This window comes from Tateyamaria sp. GN1-10 (assembly GCF_055693845.1).
The window spans coordinates 2560199-2578641 of record NZ_JBVFUR010000004.1 but is presented as its reverse complement, the minus strand read 5'-3'; the positions used below and the strand labels follow the sequence as shown (position 1 = coordinate 2578641).

Annotated in this window: 13 protein-coding genes and 2 pseudogenes; 12 read left to right on the top strand and 3 right to left on the bottom strand. The window is 55.8% G+C overall.

The window, feature by feature from the left end; translation table 11 throughout:
• Positions 1-62 precede the first annotated feature (62 nt).
• The 7 genes and pseudogenes from ACZ1HN_RS14635 (at position 63) to ACZ1HN_RS14605 (ending at position 7358) form a co-directional block, all read left to right on the top strand.
• Complete coding sequence (locus ACZ1HN_RS14635) at positions 63-1061, top strand: NAD(P)H-dependent flavin oxidoreductase (RefSeq protein ID WP_472728037.1); 999 nt, start codon at positions 63-65, stop codon at positions 1059-1061.
• Positions 1061-2090, top strand: a pseudogene (locus tag ACZ1HN_RS14630) (phosphotransferase family protein). The gene ACZ1HN_RS14635 and the pseudogene ACZ1HN_RS14630 overlap by 1 nt, the downstream one beginning before the upstream one ends.
• A 183-nt stretch (positions 2091-2273) precedes the next feature.
• Positions 2274-3515 (top strand): branched-chain amino acid ABC transporter substrate-binding protein, encoded by a 1242-nt coding sequence (locus ACZ1HN_RS14625; RefSeq protein WP_472728036.1) that lies wholly within the window; start codon positions 2274-2276, stop codon positions 3513-3515.
• 75 nt (positions 3516-3590) lie between these two features.
• The gene (locus ACZ1HN_RS14620) at positions 3591-4610 is read left to right on the top strand and encodes a branched-chain amino acid ABC transporter permease (protein WP_299596509.1); all 1020 of its coding nucleotides are present in this window, start codon (positions 3591-3593) and stop codon (positions 4608-4610) included.
• Positions 4607-5905, top strand: a complete 1299-nt coding sequence (locus ACZ1HN_RS14615; RefSeq protein ID WP_472728035.1) for a branched-chain amino acid ABC transporter permease — start codon at positions 4607-4609, stop codon at positions 5903-5905. The genes ACZ1HN_RS14620 and ACZ1HN_RS14615 overlap by 4 nt, the downstream gene beginning before the upstream one ends.
• Complete coding sequence (locus tag ACZ1HN_RS14610) at positions 5902-6657, top strand: ABC transporter ATP-binding protein (RefSeq protein ID WP_472728034.1); 756 nt, start codon at positions 5902-5904, stop codon at positions 6655-6657. Before ACZ1HN_RS14615 ends, ACZ1HN_RS14610 begins: the two co-directional genes overlap by 4 nt.
• Positions 6654-7358 (top strand): ABC transporter ATP-binding protein, encoded by a 705-nt coding sequence (locus ACZ1HN_RS14605; RefSeq protein ID WP_472729331.1) that lies wholly within the window; start codon positions 6654-6656, stop codon positions 7356-7358. Before ACZ1HN_RS14610 ends, ACZ1HN_RS14605 begins: the two co-directional genes overlap by 4 nt.
• Positions 7359-7442: 84 nt before the next feature.
• On the opposite strand, the gene ACZ1HN_RS14600 is transcribed toward ACZ1HN_RS14605, so the two are convergent.
• Complete coding sequence (locus ACZ1HN_RS14600) at positions 7443-8054, bottom strand: glutathione S-transferase family protein (protein ID WP_472728033.1); 612 nt, start codon at positions 8052-8054, stop codon at positions 7443-7445.
• 77 nt (positions 8055-8131) lie between these two features.
• Here ACZ1HN_RS14600 and ACZ1HN_RS14595 point away from each other — a divergent pair, with 77 nt between their 5' ends.
• Positions 8132-9340, top strand: a complete 1209-nt coding sequence (locus tag ACZ1HN_RS14595) for a serine hydrolase domain-containing protein (RefSeq protein ID WP_472728032.1) — start codon at positions 8132-8134, stop codon at positions 9338-9340.
• Positions 9341-9353: 13 nt separating this feature from the next.
• A complete protein-coding gene (locus ACZ1HN_RS14590; protein ID WP_472728031.1) occupies positions 9354-10223 on the top strand; it encodes an acyl-CoA thioesterase in 870 nt (289 codons plus the stop codon).
• Here ACZ1HN_RS14590 and ACZ1HN_RS14585 read toward each other — a convergent pair.
• The gene (locus tag ACZ1HN_RS14585) at positions 10220-10984 is read right to left on the bottom strand and encodes an SDR family oxidoreductase (protein ID WP_472728030.1); all 765 of its coding nucleotides are present in this window, start codon (positions 10982-10984) and stop codon (positions 10220-10222) included. The genes ACZ1HN_RS14590 and ACZ1HN_RS14585 overlap by 4 nt on opposite strands.
• Positions 10985-11335: 351 nt before the next feature.
• Between ACZ1HN_RS14585 and ACZ1HN_RS14580 the strand changes: the two genes are divergently transcribed.
• The 3 genes from ACZ1HN_RS14580 (at position 11336) to ACZ1HN_RS14570 (ending at position 16804) form a co-directional block, all read left to right on the top strand.
• Positions 11336-12868: an ABC-F family ATP-binding cassette domain-containing protein gene (locus ACZ1HN_RS14580; RefSeq protein ID WP_472728029.1), complete on the top strand. Its 1533-nt coding sequence runs from the start codon at positions 11336-11338 to the stop codon at positions 12866-12868.
• A gap of 167 nt (positions 12869-13035) precedes the next feature.
• Positions 13036-14856, top strand: coding sequence for a sigma-54-dependent Fis family transcriptional regulator (locus ACZ1HN_RS14575; protein WP_472728028.1), 1821 nt, complete (start codon positions 13036-13038; stop codon positions 14854-14856).
• A 145-nt stretch (positions 14857-15001) separates the two neighbouring features.
• Positions 15002-16804 carry an NAD(P)-binding domain-containing protein gene (locus ACZ1HN_RS14570; protein WP_472728027.1) on the top strand — a complete coding sequence of 601 codons (1803 nt, stop codon included), beginning with the start codon at positions 15002-15004 and terminating at the stop codon, positions 16802-16804.
• Positions 16805-16924: 120 nt separating this feature from the next.
• Here the strand turns inward: ACZ1HN_RS14570 and ACZ1HN_RS14565 are convergent.
• Positions 16925-18438 (bottom strand): annotated as a pseudogene (locus tag ACZ1HN_RS14565) (malonate--CoA ligase).
• Between the last annotated feature and the right edge of the window lie 5 nt (positions 18439-18443).

The window sequence follows — 18443 nt, the reverse complement described above, 5'->3', positions numbered from 1 at the left end:
ACCACATCTTTGAGCGGTCGAGATCTTTTGGGGAAACAACAGGCTGGGCGATGGATAAACAAATGACACAGCAGGACAGGTTGCCAAATGCGTTGCAGGGCTTGCGCATTCCAATGATCGCAGCCCCGTTGTTCATCATCTCTGTGCCCGAATTGGTGATTGCTCAATGCAAGGCAGGTATTGTCGGATCGTTCCCTGCGCTGAATGCACGCGAAGATGAGGGCGAGCCGCCGCTGCTGGATGCATGGCTGACCCAGATTTCAGAAGAGCTTGACCGCCACAACCAGGCCAATCCCGACACACCCGCTGCCCCCTTTGCCGTCAACCAGATTGTGCACAGGTCGAACGGACGGCTGGAGCGCGACCTGGAGATTTGCGTCCGGCACAAAGTGCCAATCTGGATCACGTCACTGGGCGCACGGGTCGAAGTGAACGAGGCCGCGCATTCCTGCGGAGGCGTCGTCCTGCATGACATCATCAACAACACGTTTGCCCGCAAGGCGATCGACAAGGGGGCCGATGGTCTTGTCGCTGTCGCCGCGGGGGCGGGCGGTCACGCGGGCCAACAATCGCCGTTTGCCTTGATCCGCGAGATCCGCGAATGGTTTGATGGTCCAGTGGCCCTATCTGGCGCCATCGCTACGGGTGAAGCATTGCTAGCGGCCCGCGCGTTGGGTGCCGATTTTGGCTATATCGGCTCGCCTTTTATTGCGACAGACGAAGCAAACGCGGTGCAGGGATACAAGGACATGATTGTGGACGCCGGCGCTGAGGATATCGTCTATTCCTCTTTGTTTACTGGGGTGTGGGGCAATTACCTGCGTGGTTCGGTTGAGGCGGCTGGTATGGACCCCGACAACTTACCCACCGCAGACGCGGCATCGATGAACTTCTCTTCGGGGTCGTCAAAGCCCAAGGCCTGGAAGACGATTTGGGGCTCTGGACAGGGGGTGGGGGCCGTTAGCTCGATAGGACCCGCAGCCGCAATTGTCGACAGGATCGCCAGCGAATATGCGGAAGCCGGGGCGCGACTGTCGCAGGATTTTTCAGGAAAACTGTGATGGACACCCAAACGCTTGATACAGCCGCCGTGGCGGCCTTTCTCAAAGACAAGTTGCCAGGGTTTGACAAAGCCATCGAGGCGACAAAGTTCGCAGGGGGCCAATCCAACCCAACTTTTCTTTTGCAGACGAATGCGGGGAACTATGTTCTGCGCCGCAAGCCTCCAGGTCAACTTTTGAAATCGGCTCATGCTGTGGATCGAGAGTTTCGGGTGCAAAAGGCACTACATGGTTCAGACGTGCCGGTCGCGAAAATGCATGTTTTATGCCAGGATCCATCCGTCATCGGTTCGGACTTTTACGTGATGGACCATGTCGCAGGCAGGAACTTCAACGAGACCGACCATGGACGGGGTGAACAATGAGGATCGGTCGGCAATCATCACAGATATGAACCGCGTTTTGGCCGCGCTGCACGAGGTTGATATCGAGGCGGTCGGACTGTCGAATTATGGCCCTCCCGGTCACTATTTGGAGCGGCAGGTTGGGCGCTGGACAAAGCAGTATCGCGCATCTGAAACCCAGAATATCCCGTCGATGAACAGCTTGATTGAGCGACTTGACGCTGACATGCCCGAAGATGATGGCCAGCGTACGCTGGTGCATGGTGACTATCGCATCGACAACATGATTTTCGAAACCGAAGGCACGCGTTGTCTGGCGGTGCTGGATTGGGAGCTAAGCACAATCGGCCACCCTTATGCAGATCTAGCATCGGTCATCATGCAATGGCAGTTGCCCGCCGGACCACAGGGCCGCGGATTGATGGGCGTAGATCGCGCCAGTTTGGGGCTGCCGTCTGATGCAGAATTTGTTGGGGCATATTGCGAAAGACGGGGTTTGGATCGCGTCGACCGGTTCGGTTTCTACGTCGCGTTTTGTTTTTTTCGCATGGGGGCGATCATTCAGGGGGTGCTGAAACGAGCCATTGACGGAAATGCGTCCAACCCGGAACGTGCCATGCAACTGGGCGCGTTTGTTCCTGTGTTTGCTGACAACGGATTGAAGGCCCTAGAAAGTGACCAATAACATAGCCTTATCGCGCTCTTGTAAAGCTATGCATCAAGAATTATTAACGTGTGGCAATCGCGCGCCCGGATTCAACCTAGACGCTTGACTTATCCTGTACCTGTGCAACGCTGGACCTATCCCGCCTCGTAAACTGGCCCGAAAGAGGCCGCCCTGGCGGTCCGCGTCCTAGGGAGGAACATCATGCGCACTACCACCATGCTTGGGCTGACCACTGCCCTTACTTTGGCCGCCAGCGCGTTTGCCGCTGGTGCTGACACGATCAAGATCGCTTTCATCGACCCCTTGTCTGGCCCATTTGCAGGGACAGGCACCAACGGCTTGCATCAATACGAATTCGCTGCCGAGGAGCTGGTGAACAAGAAGGGCGGCGTTCTGGACGGCGACATGTTCGAGATTGTGGCCTTTGACAACAAGATCAGCCCCAAGGAATCCCTGATCCAATTGCAGGTCGCAATTGACCAGGGCATTCGCTACATCGCGCAGGGTAACTCGTCCGGTGTCGCCAACGCTCTCACAGAAGCGATCAACAAGCACAACCGCCGCAACCCGGAGGACCGGGTGTTGTTCCTAAACTATTCTGCCGTGGATCCGGCGCTGACAAACGACAAGTGCAACTTCTGGCATTTCCGTTTTGACGCCAATGCGGACATCAAGATGGATGCACTGACCGATAGCATTGTCGGCAATGATGCCATCGAAAAGGTCTATATCATCGGTCAGGACTACAGTTTCGGCAAGGCCGTGGCAGCTGCTGCTGTGAAGTACCTGGGCGAAAAGGCACCTGAAATCGAAATCGTCGGGAATGAGCTGCACCCGATCGGAAAGGTCAAGGATTTCACCCCCTACAGTCGGAAGATCGTCGCTTCTGAGGCGGACGCCGTCATTACCGGCAACTGGGGTGCCGATATGGTCGGCCTGGGCAAATCCGTGCTGGAGAATGGATTTACTGGCCCGATCTATACATATTACGCCGCAGCTGATGGGATCACCGCAGCCTTCGGGGATGCCGGGGTGGGCAGCTTGCGGCTCGTGGCAGAGGGGCAGTTGAACCCACCGCCAAATGACACTGCGTCAGAATATATTCAGGCGTTCAAGGCCAAGTATCCAGATGGCAATTTGAGCCAGGCCCGCATCACCAATGTGATCGAGATGTTGGCCAAGGCGATCAACGAGGCCGGTACGGCCGACGACGTTGTTCCAGTGGCCTATGCACTTGCCGGAATGGAGCACGAAAGTCTTTGGGGTGGCAATTTGATGATGCGCGAAAGCGATCACCAGCTGATCCAGAACGTACACATCATGGAGCATACTGATGACGTCGTGTACGACCACGACAATTCCGGCTTCGGCGTAAAGGTGGTCAAAACGGTCGAGATGGCCGCGGCCGACAGCCCCACAAGCTGCAAGATGCGCCGCCCGTAACTTGATCCAGTGGGGCCGCGTTTCGTCGGCCCCGCATTTTTCTTCTGACCAAAAATACCACGGGGAGTTTGAGGGGTGGAACCCCTCATTCTCAAACAGAAATCGCGTCGCGCAAGCGGCATTGGGATCACGCCTGATATGGACCTTATCCTCGTCAATCTGATCGATGGACTTGTGACCGGCCTGCTGCTTTTCATGCTGTCGGCTGGTCTGACGCTGATCTTTTCCATGATGGGCGTGCTCAACTTTGCCCATGCCAGTTTCTACATGCTGGGCGCATATTTCGCCTTCCAGATCAGCCTGTATATCGGTTTCTGGATGGGTTTGCTCATCGCGCCGCTTGTTGTTGGTGTGCTCGGAGCAGGTGTGGAACGCTATGGGCTTAGGCGTGTGCACCAATATGGCCACGTGCCAGAGCTAATCTTTACCTTCGGACTCGCGTTGCTGATCGAAGAGGTGGTTCAGTTCATCTGGGGCAAGAACCAGATGCCCTATGCCACGCCCGAAATCCTGCAATTCACCGCGTTCTCCATCGCGGGCAATTCCATCCCTGCCTACAAGATCTTCATGATCTTCATTTCGATCGCGATCTTTATTGGATTGCTTTACGTCCTGACGCGGACACGCGTTGGCATGATTATACAGGCCGCCCTGACATACCCCAAAACGGTCGAGGCTTTGGGTCACAATGTGCCGTTGATCTTCATGGGAGTGTTTGGCGTCGGTACGGCGCTGGCTGGCGTGGCTGGCGTCATCGCAGGGCCCGTGCTGGGCACATTCCCGGGTATGGCCTTTGTCCTTGGCTCAATCGTTTTCGTCACAATCGTCATTGGCGGGCTGGGCTCGCTTTGGGGCGCGCTTGTCGCTTCTTTGCTCATCGGTTGGATCACCACCTTTTCCAAAGCTTACAACCTGCGGATGGAAGACCTGCTCACATGGGCAGGCTTTACCAAACCCGAACCGATCTGGGACAGCGCGTGGCGTGATTTATGGTCGATCACCAGCCCGCAGATTGCGGACATCCTGCCGTACATCCTTATGGTTTTGATCCTGATTTTCCGTCCTTATGGCCTGTTCGGAAAGCGTGACGCATGACAGATCAGTTCACCACAGACCCGGAAAAACCTGCACAGCGGATGCGCGCCGGTGCCATGATCATCCCACTGATGCCATGGGGGATCGCAGCTGTATTGCTCATGGTTCTGCCGTTCATTTTCACGGCCAACTCCGCCATAACCATCATGAACCAGATGGCCATCACAATCATCTTCGCGCTTGCGTATAACATGCTGCTGGGGCAGGGCGGTATGCTGTCCTTCGGCCACGCAGTCTATGCCGGTGTCGGTGGGTTTGCCTGTGTTCACATCATGAACATGGACGATTTCTTTGCCGGTATCCCGCTGCCCCTTCTGCCCATCTTTGGCGGGCTCATGGGTATGGGACTGGCAACCATCGTCGGAAGCTTTTCGACCCGCAAGGCGGGCACAGTTTTTGCCATGATCTCCCTTGGCGTGGGTGAGCTGATCGCGGCCTGTTCCGTCATCATCGTCGCCTTTTTCGGCGGCGAAGAGGGGATATCGGGCGACCGCACTTACGGCATGCCGTTCTTCGGCGTCGAATTTTTACAACAGATCGAGGTCTACTACCTGATCGCTGCATGGCTCTTGATATCTGCTGCATTGATGTATCTTTACTCCCGCACTCCGCTCGGCCGTATGGCAAACGCCGTACGCGACAACCCCGAGCGGGCCGAATTTCTGGGCTATTCCGCGCGCTGGGTCCGCTTCTTTTCCTTTGTCGCATCCGGTTTTTTCGCAGGGGTCGCGGGCGCGCTTTTTGCCGTCAACTACGAGATATTGACCGAAGAAAACTTGAACACCACGCAGTCCGGGCTCATCCTGCTTGCCACCTTCTTGGGCGGTGTCGGTTTCTTCTTTGGACCTATTCTGGGCGCCATAGTGTTCACCTTGGTGCAGACCGTGCTGAGCCTGCAAACCGAACTGTGGGGGTTTTATCTTGGCATCGTCTTTGTCGTGACGGTGATGTTTTTTCCCGGTGGGCTCGCAGGGCTGATCATGATGCATGTGCCAGCCATGCGCCTTGGCAAGCTGGGTCGGCTGGGCATACCCTACCTCAAGACGCTGGGGGCGGGTGCCGTTGGATGCTTGGGGGCCGCCGCACTGATCGAGATGACGTTCCATCTGCGTCATGCAAGTGCGGGCGATCATAGCATGACCCTTTATTGGATCACATTCGACAGCCACACCATGCTGCCTTGGATTGTCGCGATCGCTGTCACTCTGATCGGCTTTGGCGTGGCGCGCGCCACGGCACCGGCACTGGCCGAGGCTTGGAATGATGCGAACACACCTAATGGAGCCCCACGATGACCGCCGCGCTGGAACTGGACGGGCTCAAGAAGTCCTTTGGTCAAACCGAGATCATTCGCGGTGTGGACCTCAGCATCGGCAAGGGTGAACGACACGCGATCATCGGGCCCAACGGGGCAGGTAAATCGACTCTGTTCAACTTGATCACTGGCCGCTTTCCCCAGACCGAGGGCACCATCCGCCTTCACGGTCAGGACCTCGCCGGCAAGGCGCCCTTCGAGATCAACCGTATGGGTCTGTCCCGCAGTTTTCAGATCACTAACATCTTCCCCAAGATGACAGTGTTTGAAAATGTTCGCTGTTCGTTGCTGTGGTCCATGGGATACCGCTATAACTTCTGGTCCATGGTTGGGCGCTCCCGCGCACTGACGGAAGGGACCGATGAAATCCTCGATCAGATCAACCTGACGGCCCGCCGCGATCTGCCCGCGGGTGTGCTCAGCTACGCCGAGCAACGCGCGTTGGAGATCGGGATTACGATAGCCGGTGGTGCAGATGTGATCATGCTGGACGAACCCACCGCCGGGATGAGCCATTCGGAAACCGACTACATCGTCGATTTGATCCGCACCGTGACAACGGGGAAGACATTGATCATGGTTGAGCATGATATGGGCGTGGTCTTTGGCCTTGCAGATCAGATATCGGTATTGGTCTACGGCGAAATCATCGCGACCGGCACACCTGAAGCCGTTCGCGCAAACACCAAGGTTCAGGAAGCGTACCTTGGCGAAGCATTGGAGACGCACTGATGCTCGATGTTGCTGACTTGCATGCCTATTACGGCAAGTCCCATATCCTTCAGGGCGTTAATATCCAGATCGCCGAGGGAGAGATTGTTGCGCTGCTGGGCCGAAACGGGGTGGGGCGCTCGACCACGTGCAAGGCTGTGATGGGGGAAGTGGAACCGCATGGTTTGGTCAAGTTCCGCGGGCAGGAGATTGCGGGCAAGAAAGCCTACGAGGTTGCCAATCTCGGGATCGGGTACGTGCCCGAAAACCGAGATATCTTTCCGGGGCTCACGACCCGTCAGAACCTGATCCTGGGCCTCAAACCCGGTCAAAAGGATGGGCAGGGACGTTGGTCGATGCAGGACATGTTCGACATGTTCGAAAACCTTGCACACCGGGCTGATGTCGAGGCGTCTGTGCTGTCAGGTGGCGAGCAGCAGATGCTGACCATGTGTCGGACTTTGATGGGCGATCCGGACCTCGTGATGATTGACGAACCGACGGAAGGTCTGTCGCCGCAAATGGTGCAACGGGTTGCGCAGTTGCTGCAGGAGATTGCGACACGAGGGATTGCAACACTGCTCGTCGAACAAAAACTGTCCATCGCCTTGGATATCGCGCACCGCGTCTATGTCATGGGACATGGGCAGGTCGTGTTTGAAGGCACACCAGCCGAGTTGAAAGCGCGCGATGACATCCGCAAAGAGTGGTTGGAAGTCTAGGTCTCTGAGGGCTGAACATACCGCAGGGGCGTTGGCAGGCCAGGGGCAACGCCCCAACAGTTTAGATGGCGCGGCGGCCTTTGACTAAAGTGCCACCGCCTTTTCGTACGATGGCCGTGTCGTCAGTCGATCAACGTACTGAGCCAACTGCGGCATCTGAGACATGTCGATGCCAATACCTTTTGCAGTAATCGCCGCCGATCCTGTCATGATGTCAGCCGCGGAAAACTCGCCTGCCAGATAATCCTGTCGGTCGAGAGCGGCATCCACGGGCACCAACATCTGTCCAAGCAGCTTTTTCGCGCGTTTGGCATGGATTTTGGACTGCCGTTCGGGCGGCAAGAAGAATGTTTCGACCATATAGCTGTTCACCTGCGGCATCAGCATACCCTCGGAGTAATGCAGCCATTGCAAATAGTTGGGATAATCCGCGCTGCTCTCAGCCGGTCGAAACCGACCGTCGCCATGGCGTGCGAGCAGGTATTCAAGGATCGCGCCGCTTTCCATGATCTGCAAATCGCCATCAACCAGCACCGGCACGCGGCCCATGGGATGAATGTCGGCGCGGTATTCAGGGCTGCGCATGGCAGGATCGCCGAGGGCGTAGGACACAAGCTCATAATCGAGGCCCATCTCCTCCAGCAGCCATGCCACACGTATCGCCCGGCTGCGCGGTGCAAAGTAAAGCTTGAGCATTGAGATCCTCCCTTGGTTTCAGGCTATCCCCCAGTCTTTTGTCTTGGCAAGGCAGCGAGGCCCCGTATCGTGGCGATATGTCACTGACACTAGATTCACACCGCCTTGCCCGTGTTCAGAATTGGGCAGATCGCTATACATCCGACCAGAGATTTGCAGGCTTGTCTGTCCTAATCCGTCAACACGGAAAGGAAGTTTGTTACGCTCAATCCGGTGTACGGGATCTTGAAGCCGGGGCTGCTTTTGATCGGAACACTGTGGCGCGCATCTATTCGATGACCAAACCGATCACGTCGCTGATCCTCCTGATGCTGGTTGAAGAAGGCTTGCTGCATCTGGATGCGCCGCTGTCCCGTTTTCTACCCGCGTTTTCCGATATGCGTGCCCTTCGACCCGGGGCGGTTGATCTGTCGCAAACCGAACCCTGTGTCACCCCCACTTTGCACCACTTGCTCACTCATCGATCTGGTTTGAGTTACCCATTCAATCCGGGTGTTCTGCCAGAGGCGATGGCAGAGCAGGATTTGCTGTTTAAACCCACAGCGGGCACGTTGGCCGAACAATGTGACGTGCTGGCCGAACTGCCGTTGGCTTTTTCGCCCGGGCGGCGTTGGGAGTATTCGGTTGGCATCGATGTCATTGGCCGAGTGATCGAGGTGGTCAACGGCCAAGCGCTTGATCAAGTCTTTCGCGAACGGGTGCTGGATCCACTGGGTATGGGGGACACCGGGTTCTCGGTTTCGGATGGAACGCTTGACCGTTTTGCCAGCCTGTATACTCCGCTGGCCGGGGATGCCATGGACTTGAACGCTGCCGCAAACGGTGACAGTTCGCTCAGGCTTTTTGATGCTGCTGCAAACTCTCCGTTCCAGCGCACCACCTGTTTCAGTGGTGGCGGCGGCCTGGTCGGGACAATCGACGATTACATGTCGTTCGCCGAATGCTTGCGGAACCGAGGGCAGGGGCTGATATCACCGTCGACGGCCGATTTCATGATGTCGAACCATTTGCCCGGAGATATCGCCAGCCTTGGCCCCGCGAGCTTTGCCGAACAACCGATGGACGGCATGGGGTTTGGGATTGGCGGTGCGGTCGTTATCGACCCGGCCCGCAGCCGCGTACCTTCGTCGATTGGTGATTTCAGCTGGGGTGGTATGGCATCTACGTTCTTCTGGGTCGACCGTGTACATGATGTAAGCGTCGTCTTCTTCACCCAACTCAGCCCGTCCTCCAGCTACCCGGCGCGGGCTGAACTCAAAGCGCTGGTGCATGGCGCATTGATGTGACAGGAAAAAATCCATGACAGATGCACATCAGACGTTGTTGGACCTTCTCGCCGTAGAGCGGCTTGAAGTCGATTTGTTCCGTGGAACCGGGCAGGGTGGCGAGACACCCACGCGTATTTTTGGCGGTCAGGTGATCGGGCAGGCATTGGCGGCAGCTTATCGCACAGTCGAGGACCGGTTGTGCCATTCGTTACATGCCTACTTTATCCGTCCAGGCGATCCGTCCATCCCGGTGATCTATCAGGTTGATCGCGCGCGGGATGGCGGAAGCTTTACGACGCGGCGCGTCGTGGCAATCCAGCATGGGCGGCAGATCCTGAACATGTCTGCGTCCTTTCACGCGGATGAGGACGGCTGGTCGCATCAACACCCCATGCCGGATGTAGAAGGTCCGGACCACCTGTCCGACCGTACAACGCTGCGCGAAGCCGTGGTGGATCGGATACCTGAGAAGTTCCATGAAGAGTTCCTGCGCCCGCGTCCGATTGATATCCGAGAGGTTGCGCCGCGTGATTTCTTCGCGCCGGACCCGATGGATGACCGCAGTCACCTTTGGTTCCGCATGGCTGCGGCGCGCGGGATCAGTTCGCAATTGCAACATTGCCTTCTGGCCTATGCGTCGGATCTGAACCTATTGGGGACGGCATTGCGGCGCCACGGACAAACCTGGTTCACTGGCCGTGTCATGGCAGCCAGTCTTGATCATGCCATGTGGTTCCATGCACCTGCTGAATTCTGCGACTGGCACTTGTACACCATGGACAGCCCATGGTCGGGCAAGGGCAGGGGCTTTAACCGAGGCATGATCTACGACAAGAACGGCACGCTTGTCGCGTCGGTCGCACAAGAAGGGCTTATCCGGCCCATCACACCCAAAAGTTAACCACTATAGGCGCGGTTCAGTTTCTGCATGCCAGCAATCCAACGGTCGTAATCTGCCGCTTTGCGCTGCATGTATTTCAGTACGTTCGCATGGGGCAGAACCAAAAATGTTTCGTCCTGGATGGCGTCGATGCAAGCGCGTGCGGCATCCTGAGGTTCGAGCATTCCATCTATGGCAGCGACATGGTCTTCGTGACCTTCTGTCATTGCTGTGCGAACGGCTTGCGGGCACAAAACCGATACCTTGATGCCTTCGTCGCCGTGCGTCATGGCCAACCATTCCGCAAGTCCCACAGCTGCGTGTTTTGTCACACCATATGGCGCGGATCCAACCTGATTCAGAAGACCAGCGGCCGACGCAGTGTTTAACAGATAACCTTCACCACGCTCTGCCATGCGGGGAACAACGTGCCGCGCGGCCCAGACATGTGCCATCACGTTGATGTCCCACAGACGTTGCCAGTCCGCGTTTGGCGTTTCTGTGCCGCCTTCGACCAAAACGCCCGCGTTTGAGCAGAAAATGTCGATCGGGCCGATGGTTGTTTCGGCGGTTTCAATCAGGGATTTGATCTGCTCTTCGTCTGACACATCAACTTTGACTGCCGTCCCGTTGATTTTATGTGAAGTTTCTTGCGTGCCTATAATGTCTCGATCAGCACAAACGATGTGTTTGGCACCCTTATCTGCAAAAGCATGGCATAGTGCGCGCCCTATGCCGCTGGCTGCACCGGTGACGACGATAGTCTTGTCTTTGATATCCATAAGCAGCCTCAATGCAGCGGTGCCGAATAGCGCACATTTACACACTAGGTCGCATCGATTTTGATGCCAAGCCGGATGGCCCGCGTTTGTTGACGCAAACGGTTGATACGGAACTGTTCGTCTTTCTTTGACTGTTGCGCTGGCCAATGCGGGCATTTGCCAAATGCGCGAACAGACGTTAGCATTTGTACCGTAAGGTTCACATTCACAACAGGAGGGCACACGCTGAGCATGCGCATCATCCGCCGACTTCAGCATGGTCCCCGTTTCGCCCTGTAAACTCGTTTGCAGGGCCGACCACAGGTAATCTCACCACCGGTCTGCTCAAAGCCGCGTTGCGGCACCCTTTTTGTGTTCCGAGATTCCTATGGCTATTCTCCTAGTAAATGCTCTGGCGGTGACGCTGGGCAATCCTCTTTTTCCAACCTCAACCTCACAATTTCCAAGGGCAATCGGATCGGTCTGGTTGCGCAAAACGGCAGCGGGAAATCGACCCTTTTGTCCTGCCTTGCCGGGGAATTTGACCAAACCAGCGGAGAGGTCACGCGCGCACGCGGATTGCGCATTGGCTATGTGAAGCAAGACGTTCCATCAGAGGCACTGTCATACACTATTTATGATTGGGTCTTGGCCGCGCTTCCGTCTGAACAGGCAGATTATGAAAGTTGGCGTGTCGATATGGTGTTGGACGAACTGTCGGTTCCTTACGAGTTTCAACACAGATTGCTTGCAGAGCTTAGCGGTGGGTGGCAGCGCATCGCGATGCTCGCCGCGACCTGGGTCAACGAGCCTGGCTTGCTGTTGCTCGATGAACCGACCAATCACTTGGACTTGCACCGTATTGCCGTTCTCGAGAATTGGATGGCGGGGCTGCCCAGCGATCTGCCGCTTGTGATGACTTCGCATGATCGGGCATTTCTAGATGCTGTAACCAATTGCACACTGTTCTTGCGTCCCGAGCAGTCACGTATTTTTACGCAACCGTTCTCGGCTGCCCGCGCCGCGCTGGAAGAAGCCGACATGGCGGACACCCGTCGGTTTGCCAACGATCTGAACAAGGCGCAGCAACTAAGGAAACAGGCAGCCAAGTTAAAGAATGTCGGTATCAATTCCGGCTCTGACTTGCTGTTGACCAAGACAAAGCAACTGACCGAACGGGCGGATAAAATAGAGACCGCTGCAAGACCTGCGCACAAGAATAGAAACGCAGGCGACATCAAGCTTTCGAACAGCGGGACCCACGCCAAAGCACTGATTTCCCTTGATGATGTCGAGGTTAGAACGCCAAACGATCAGCTCCTGTACAAAACCGGCAAGAAGTGGATTTCACCCGGTGATCGTGTTGTGCTGCTTGGTGCGAATGGCTCGGGCAAAACGCAACTGGTCAAGATGATTGCGCGTTCTTTGGGCGGGGAAGGCACACAGATCAAATGCGCAGCATCTGCGGTCGCGGCGTATTCTGATCAGCATCTGAGCCAGCTTTCGGACAGAGACACGCCCATGAGTGCCGCGACACGTACATTCGACATTGGCGATCAACGCGCACGTGGCGTGTTGGCCGGCGCAGGCGTCAGCTACCAGATGCAAGATACGCGAATAAGTGCCTTGTCCGGCGGGCAGAAAGCCCGCTTGGTCATGCTGGTTCTTCGCCTTCAAAATCCAAACTTCTACCTGCTGGATGAACCCACAAACCATTTGGATATCGATGGTCAGGAGGCATTGGAGAACGAGTTGATCATACGCGATACGTCCTGTCTTCTGGTCAGTCATGACAGGCGTTTTCTGCGAAATGTGGGCAATCGCTTTTGGTGTATTCGGGGCCAGATATTGGAGGAGGTCGACAGCCCCGAGGCGTTCCTCAATTCTGAAATGCAAACAGCCTAGGGGCTGGTTGATGTCGCACGATCTTGCCCATATGCGGCATCTGCAATCACAGAGCGGAGCCGATACGCCGTCCTTTTTAAGTCCAAACAGAACAGCGCATTGGACAAACCCGTCACAGGCAATACTCTGGCATAGAGGTAAAGAGCAGAACCGTTTTGGAGGAAACGATGTCTGCAGTAGACCATATCAAGGAGATCGAAGCCGCGCTGTCAGAGCGCCCGGTGCAACGCGATGACTTTGTCGTTGCGTCGTGGCGCAGGTGTATCGAACAGCACGGGCTTGATCCCACCAAACCAACGCCTGCGTATATTCTGCCAGAACGCCAACTTCGACATCATCAGCAACAGGCGGAACGATTGACCTCAATTGCCCGCTTGGGGCTGGAAGATCTCTTTCGGCAGGTCGCGGGCCAGAACTACGTTTTATTGCTTACGGATGCGCAAGGCGTCACCGTTGACTACTTCGGTGATGCAAATTTTGAAGACGACCTTCGTGCGTCGGGATTGTTCTTGGGGTCGGCATGGTCCGAGGCGCAGTCGGGAACAAATGGCATAGGTGCTTGCATCGAAACCGGCAGGGCGGTGACAGTTCATCAGGAAGATCATTTTGATCTGCACCACGTTCCCTTGAGTTGCAGTGCTGCCCCCATTTATGATCTCAGGGGCGGTTTGGCCGCTGTTTTGGATGTGTCATTGCTGCGGTCTCCGCAGCCAAAAGCGACACAGGCATTGGCGTTGCACATGGTCAAGACGGCAGCGCGGCGCATTGAACTTGCCAATCTGATGGCCGAGATGAGGGCGAATTGGGTGCTGCGCTTTTCTCGACGACCAGAGTTTGTCGAGGTGGACCCGGATGGTGCACTGGCCATCGACGATTCCGGAACGATCATTGGCGCGGCGCGTCAGGCTCAACGCATACTCACAGGTCCGGAGGCAGAGGGCTGTGCGGTTGTCGGGCGTGCACTGAATTCGTTTCTGGACCTTGAAATGGATGATCTTCCTGCATTTTCCAGGGGGCGCTCAACGCGAGACCGATGCGTGTTCTTGAAAACAGGTGATGTTGTCTATGCACATGCAATTGCCCCACAGCCCTCTGTTCGTCCTGGCAAACCGCGGCCGTCGGCAAAGCTGTCAACTGCGTTTGCGGCTTTGCACTGCGGTGACCCCATTGTTGAACAGACATTGAACATCGCCGAGCGCCTGGCGCGGAACGATCTGCCGATCTGGATTACAGGTTCGAGCGGAACCGGGAAGGAGCGGCTCGCACGTGCAATTCATAAAAAGCGTGGCGAACGGTCCCCCTTTGTTGTCGTTCAATGTGCGGATTTCCCGGGGCGGGAATTGGAAGCCATCCTTTTTGGCGACACGGGTGGTGATGGCGGCCTTGTCGCCCGTGCACGCGATGGCGTGTTGTTTTTGGACGCGGCAAACGAATTACCTGCAACCGTGCAAGCGCGTCTGGCCCGCGCTCTCACCGATGATGGGATAAGGCCTGCAAGTGGGACCAATCCGATTGCGATCAAGGCCAAGATCGTTTCAGCAAGCACCGTGTCGCTTTCCGAATGCAATTTACGTGATGATCTGATGTTTCGATTGGGTGGTGCATGCCTTGATTTGCCTGACATTGATGACCGCACTGATTTTGATGGCCTTGTCGACAAAATCATACGTTTTAACGGCATAGCAGCACCAAAGGCGTTTAGGATCACGGACGGTGCTCGATCCCATCTTCGAAATCGCAAGTGGCCCGGAAATATCCGGGAACTGAAGAACGCGTTGCGTGTCTCAATGGCGCTGAGTGACGATGGCTGTATTGACATTGAACATATTCCAAAGCCGGTGACACAGCTTCGGAGTAACCAAGTTGCTGACCTTGAACACAGTTTGGAGGAATGCGGGTGGAACATATCGCGCGTGGCGCGTTTACATGGTGTGGATAGAACCACGATCCACAGACAGATGAAGCGCGCCGGGGTCAAACGCCCATAACGCCACACAGTGTTGCATTGGTTTGGAATGCAACACAATTTCAGTCACATCTGCGCTGCGGCGCAGCGCATTTACCGTCTTCGGATATGTCCGTTTGGTCAGTCGGGCAAAAATCACCTTTGAATTCACGGGAGGAGATCACGCTATGCTGGATACGTCACACAGCGATCAAATGGAGGACACGCTGAACCGGTTCGGTGATGCGTTGGCACACGGTCAGATAGATGAGGCCGTGTCCATGTTTCAGAGCGATTGCTATTGGCGCGACCTGGTTTCGTTTACATGGAACATTCGCACGATGGAGGGGCAGGACGCCATCCGCGACATGCTGCACGCGCAGCTTGCAACAACCAAACCGACAGCTTGGCAGATTGCAGACGGTGAAGTGGCCACAGAAGAAGGCGGTATCGTTACGGCATGGATATCTTTTGAAACCGATGTCGCGCGGGGCTATGGCCTCATCCGTTTGAAAGACGGTTTGATCTGGACACTGCTCACGTCGATGACAGAGCTGAAGGGGCACGAAGAGCCACTGGGCCATGAACGCCCGCTTGGCGCCAAGCACGGCGCAGGCAAGGGGCAAAAGTCGTGGCGTGAAGAGCGGGATCAGGAAAACGCCGAGCTGGGGCACTCACTCCAACCTTACACAGTGATCATTGGAGGCGGGCAGGGTGGAATTGCGCTTGGTGCACGGCTGCGTCAGCTTGGTGTGCCCACAATCATTATCGAGAAAAACGACAAACCTGGAGACAGTTGGCGCAATCGCTACAAGTCGCTCTGCCTGCATGATCCGGTCTGGTACGACCACCTTCCTTATCTGCCGTTCCCATCAAACTGGCCTGTCTTCTCGCCCAAGGACAAGATCGGCGATTGGCTTGAGATGTACACCAAGGTCATGGAGTTGAACTATTGGACCAAGACCACGGCGAAATCTGCCAAGTTCGATGAAGGCTCCAAAGAATGGACTGTGGTGGTCGAGCGTGACGGTGAAGAAATCACATTGCGACCAAAACAACTGGTGATGGCCACCGGGATGTCAGGCAAGGCAAACGTCCCGAGTTTCCGCGGCATGGATAAGTTCAAGGGAGATCAGCATCATTCATCCAAGCATCCGGGTCCCGATACCTACAAAGGGAAGAAAGCTGTTGTCATCGGGTCCAACAACTCCGCCCATGATATCTGTGCCGCATTGTGGGAAAATGATGTTGACGTAACAATGGTTCAGCGGTCGACAACCCATATCGTCCGATCTGATCCCCTCATGGAGATCGGCCTTGGCGATCTCTATTCAGAGCGGGCCCTCGAAGCTGGCGTGACGACCCAGAAGGCGGACATGATTTTTGCGTCCTTGCCGTACAAGATCATGCACGAGTTCCAAAAGCCGGTGTACGACAAGATCAAGGAGGTGGATGCCGACTTCTATGCAGGCCTTGAAAAGGCAGGCTTCCAATTGGATTGGGGGGCTGACGGATCAGGGTTGTTCATGAAGTATTTGCGTCGCGGCTCGGGCTACTACATCGATGTCGGGGCGAGCCAATTGATCATCGATGGCAAGATCAAGCTTGCCCACGGTCAGGTCAGCGAAGTTGTCGAAGATGGCGTGCTCCTTGAAGATGGCACCAAGCTTGAAGCGGATCTGATCGTTTATGCCACGGGCTACGGCTCAATGAATGGTTGGGTAGCTGATCTGATTGATCAGGATACGGCCGACAAGGTTGGCAAGTGCTGGGGGCTTGGCTCCGACACACCCAAAGACCCGGGTCCTTGGGAAGGGGAGCAGCGTAACATGTGGAAACCAACACAGCAGGAGAACCTTTGGCTGCATGGTGGAAACCTGCACCAGTCACGGCACTATTCGCAGTACCTGTCTCTGCAACTGAAGGCGCGATATGAGGGGATCGACACGCCCGTTTACAAATTGCAGGCCTCTCACCATCTGGGTCGCTAATCAGTGTACCCGGGGCAACACGTGTTACCTGGGTACACGCTTACGAAATTGTGAAACAGATTTCACGCCCTATTGGGCGCCGGAGTGGTTCACCCAAGCTGTGGGAGTGAGCCGATCATTTCACTTGGTGAAGGTATCGGCAAATTGCTCTCTCAACGCCTTCTTCTGAACTTTCCCCATCGTGTTTCGGGGAAGTTCAGGAAGTATCACGAGCTTTTTTGGCTGCTTGAAGCGCGCAAGCGAAGAACCGATTTCGGCGGCTATGGCATCGAGATCGGGTTGGCGGTCAGGCATCGCAACAATAATGCCGAAGACACTTTCGCCAAAATCTCTGTGCGGCACCCCGATCACGGCGCTTTCGAGAACGCCGTCCTGCTCATCCAAGATCAACTCTATCTCCTTTGGATAGATGTTGTACCCGCCCGAGATGATCAGATCTTTGTTGCGCCCAACGATTGTGACGTAACCGTCCTCGTCAATCGTTCCCAAATCACCAGTGATGAAAAATCCGTCTGCACGCAGTTCTTCGGCCGTCTTTTCAGGCATCTGCCAGTATCCCTGGAAGACATTTGGACCGCGTACTTCTATCTGGCCGATGTCTCCATTCGGCAGTGACACACCGCTCTTGGGATCAGTGATCTTCAACTCAACTCCGGGCAGAGGAATGCCAACGGTTCCAGCGCGGCGCTCTCCCGCATAGGGATTGGACGTGTTCATGTTGGTTTCGGTCATGCCGTATCGTTCGAGGATGCGATGGCCTGTCCGTTCTTCGAACTGGATGTGTGTTTCGGCTAGTAGTGGGGCGCTGCCGGATACAAACAGCCGTATATGAGTTGTGAGGTTTTTGTAAAACGGGCGTCTCCCAAAAGGCGCGTGTAGAACGTTGGCACACCCATCATTGTAGTTGCATTCGGCAGTTGGGTGATCAGCTGGTCCAAATCGAATTTTGGCAAGAAGATCATCTGGCCGCCGCACAGCAGGGTGATATTGGTTGCTACGAACAAACCGTGCGTGTGAAAGATTGGAAGGGTGTGGAGCAAAACATCCTGTGAGGTGAAGCGCCATTCCTTTTGCAGCACCTGAGCGTTGGACAGCAAGTTGCTTTGAGTCAGCATGGCCCCTTTGGACCGTCCAGTCGTGCCGGAGGTGTACAACAGTGCTGCAAGGTCGCTGCCCGTGCGAGATACGGTTTCAAAAGATTTCAAGTAGGGCGCAGCGTTGTCCGCAAATGAACCTGAACCATCCGCATTCAGAGTCTCCAGCTTCGCCCCGTACCGTTCTGTGATCGCAGCCAGAGCATTGCGTTTACTGCCCTCTACAAGCACCAGGCGTGCGCCGCTGTTTTCGACAAAATAGGCCACCTCGTCCGGGGTGTAGGCCGTGTTCAGCGGTAAGAAGACCAAACCAGCCTGTACACACGCGGCGTATACAGCCAGCGTTTCTGGAGACTTGGCGGTTTGAACAGCAACCCGATCTCCGGCCGTCAGGCCCATATCGGCCATCAACCCTGCATACTGTGCTGCGATGTCCAGAAAAGCCTCGTAGGTGAGCGAAAGGCCTCCGGGCAAATGCAGGAACACCGCATCGCTTGCGCGGTGCTGACCAAACAGTGTGTCGTAGAGTGGGTTGGGCATCGGTC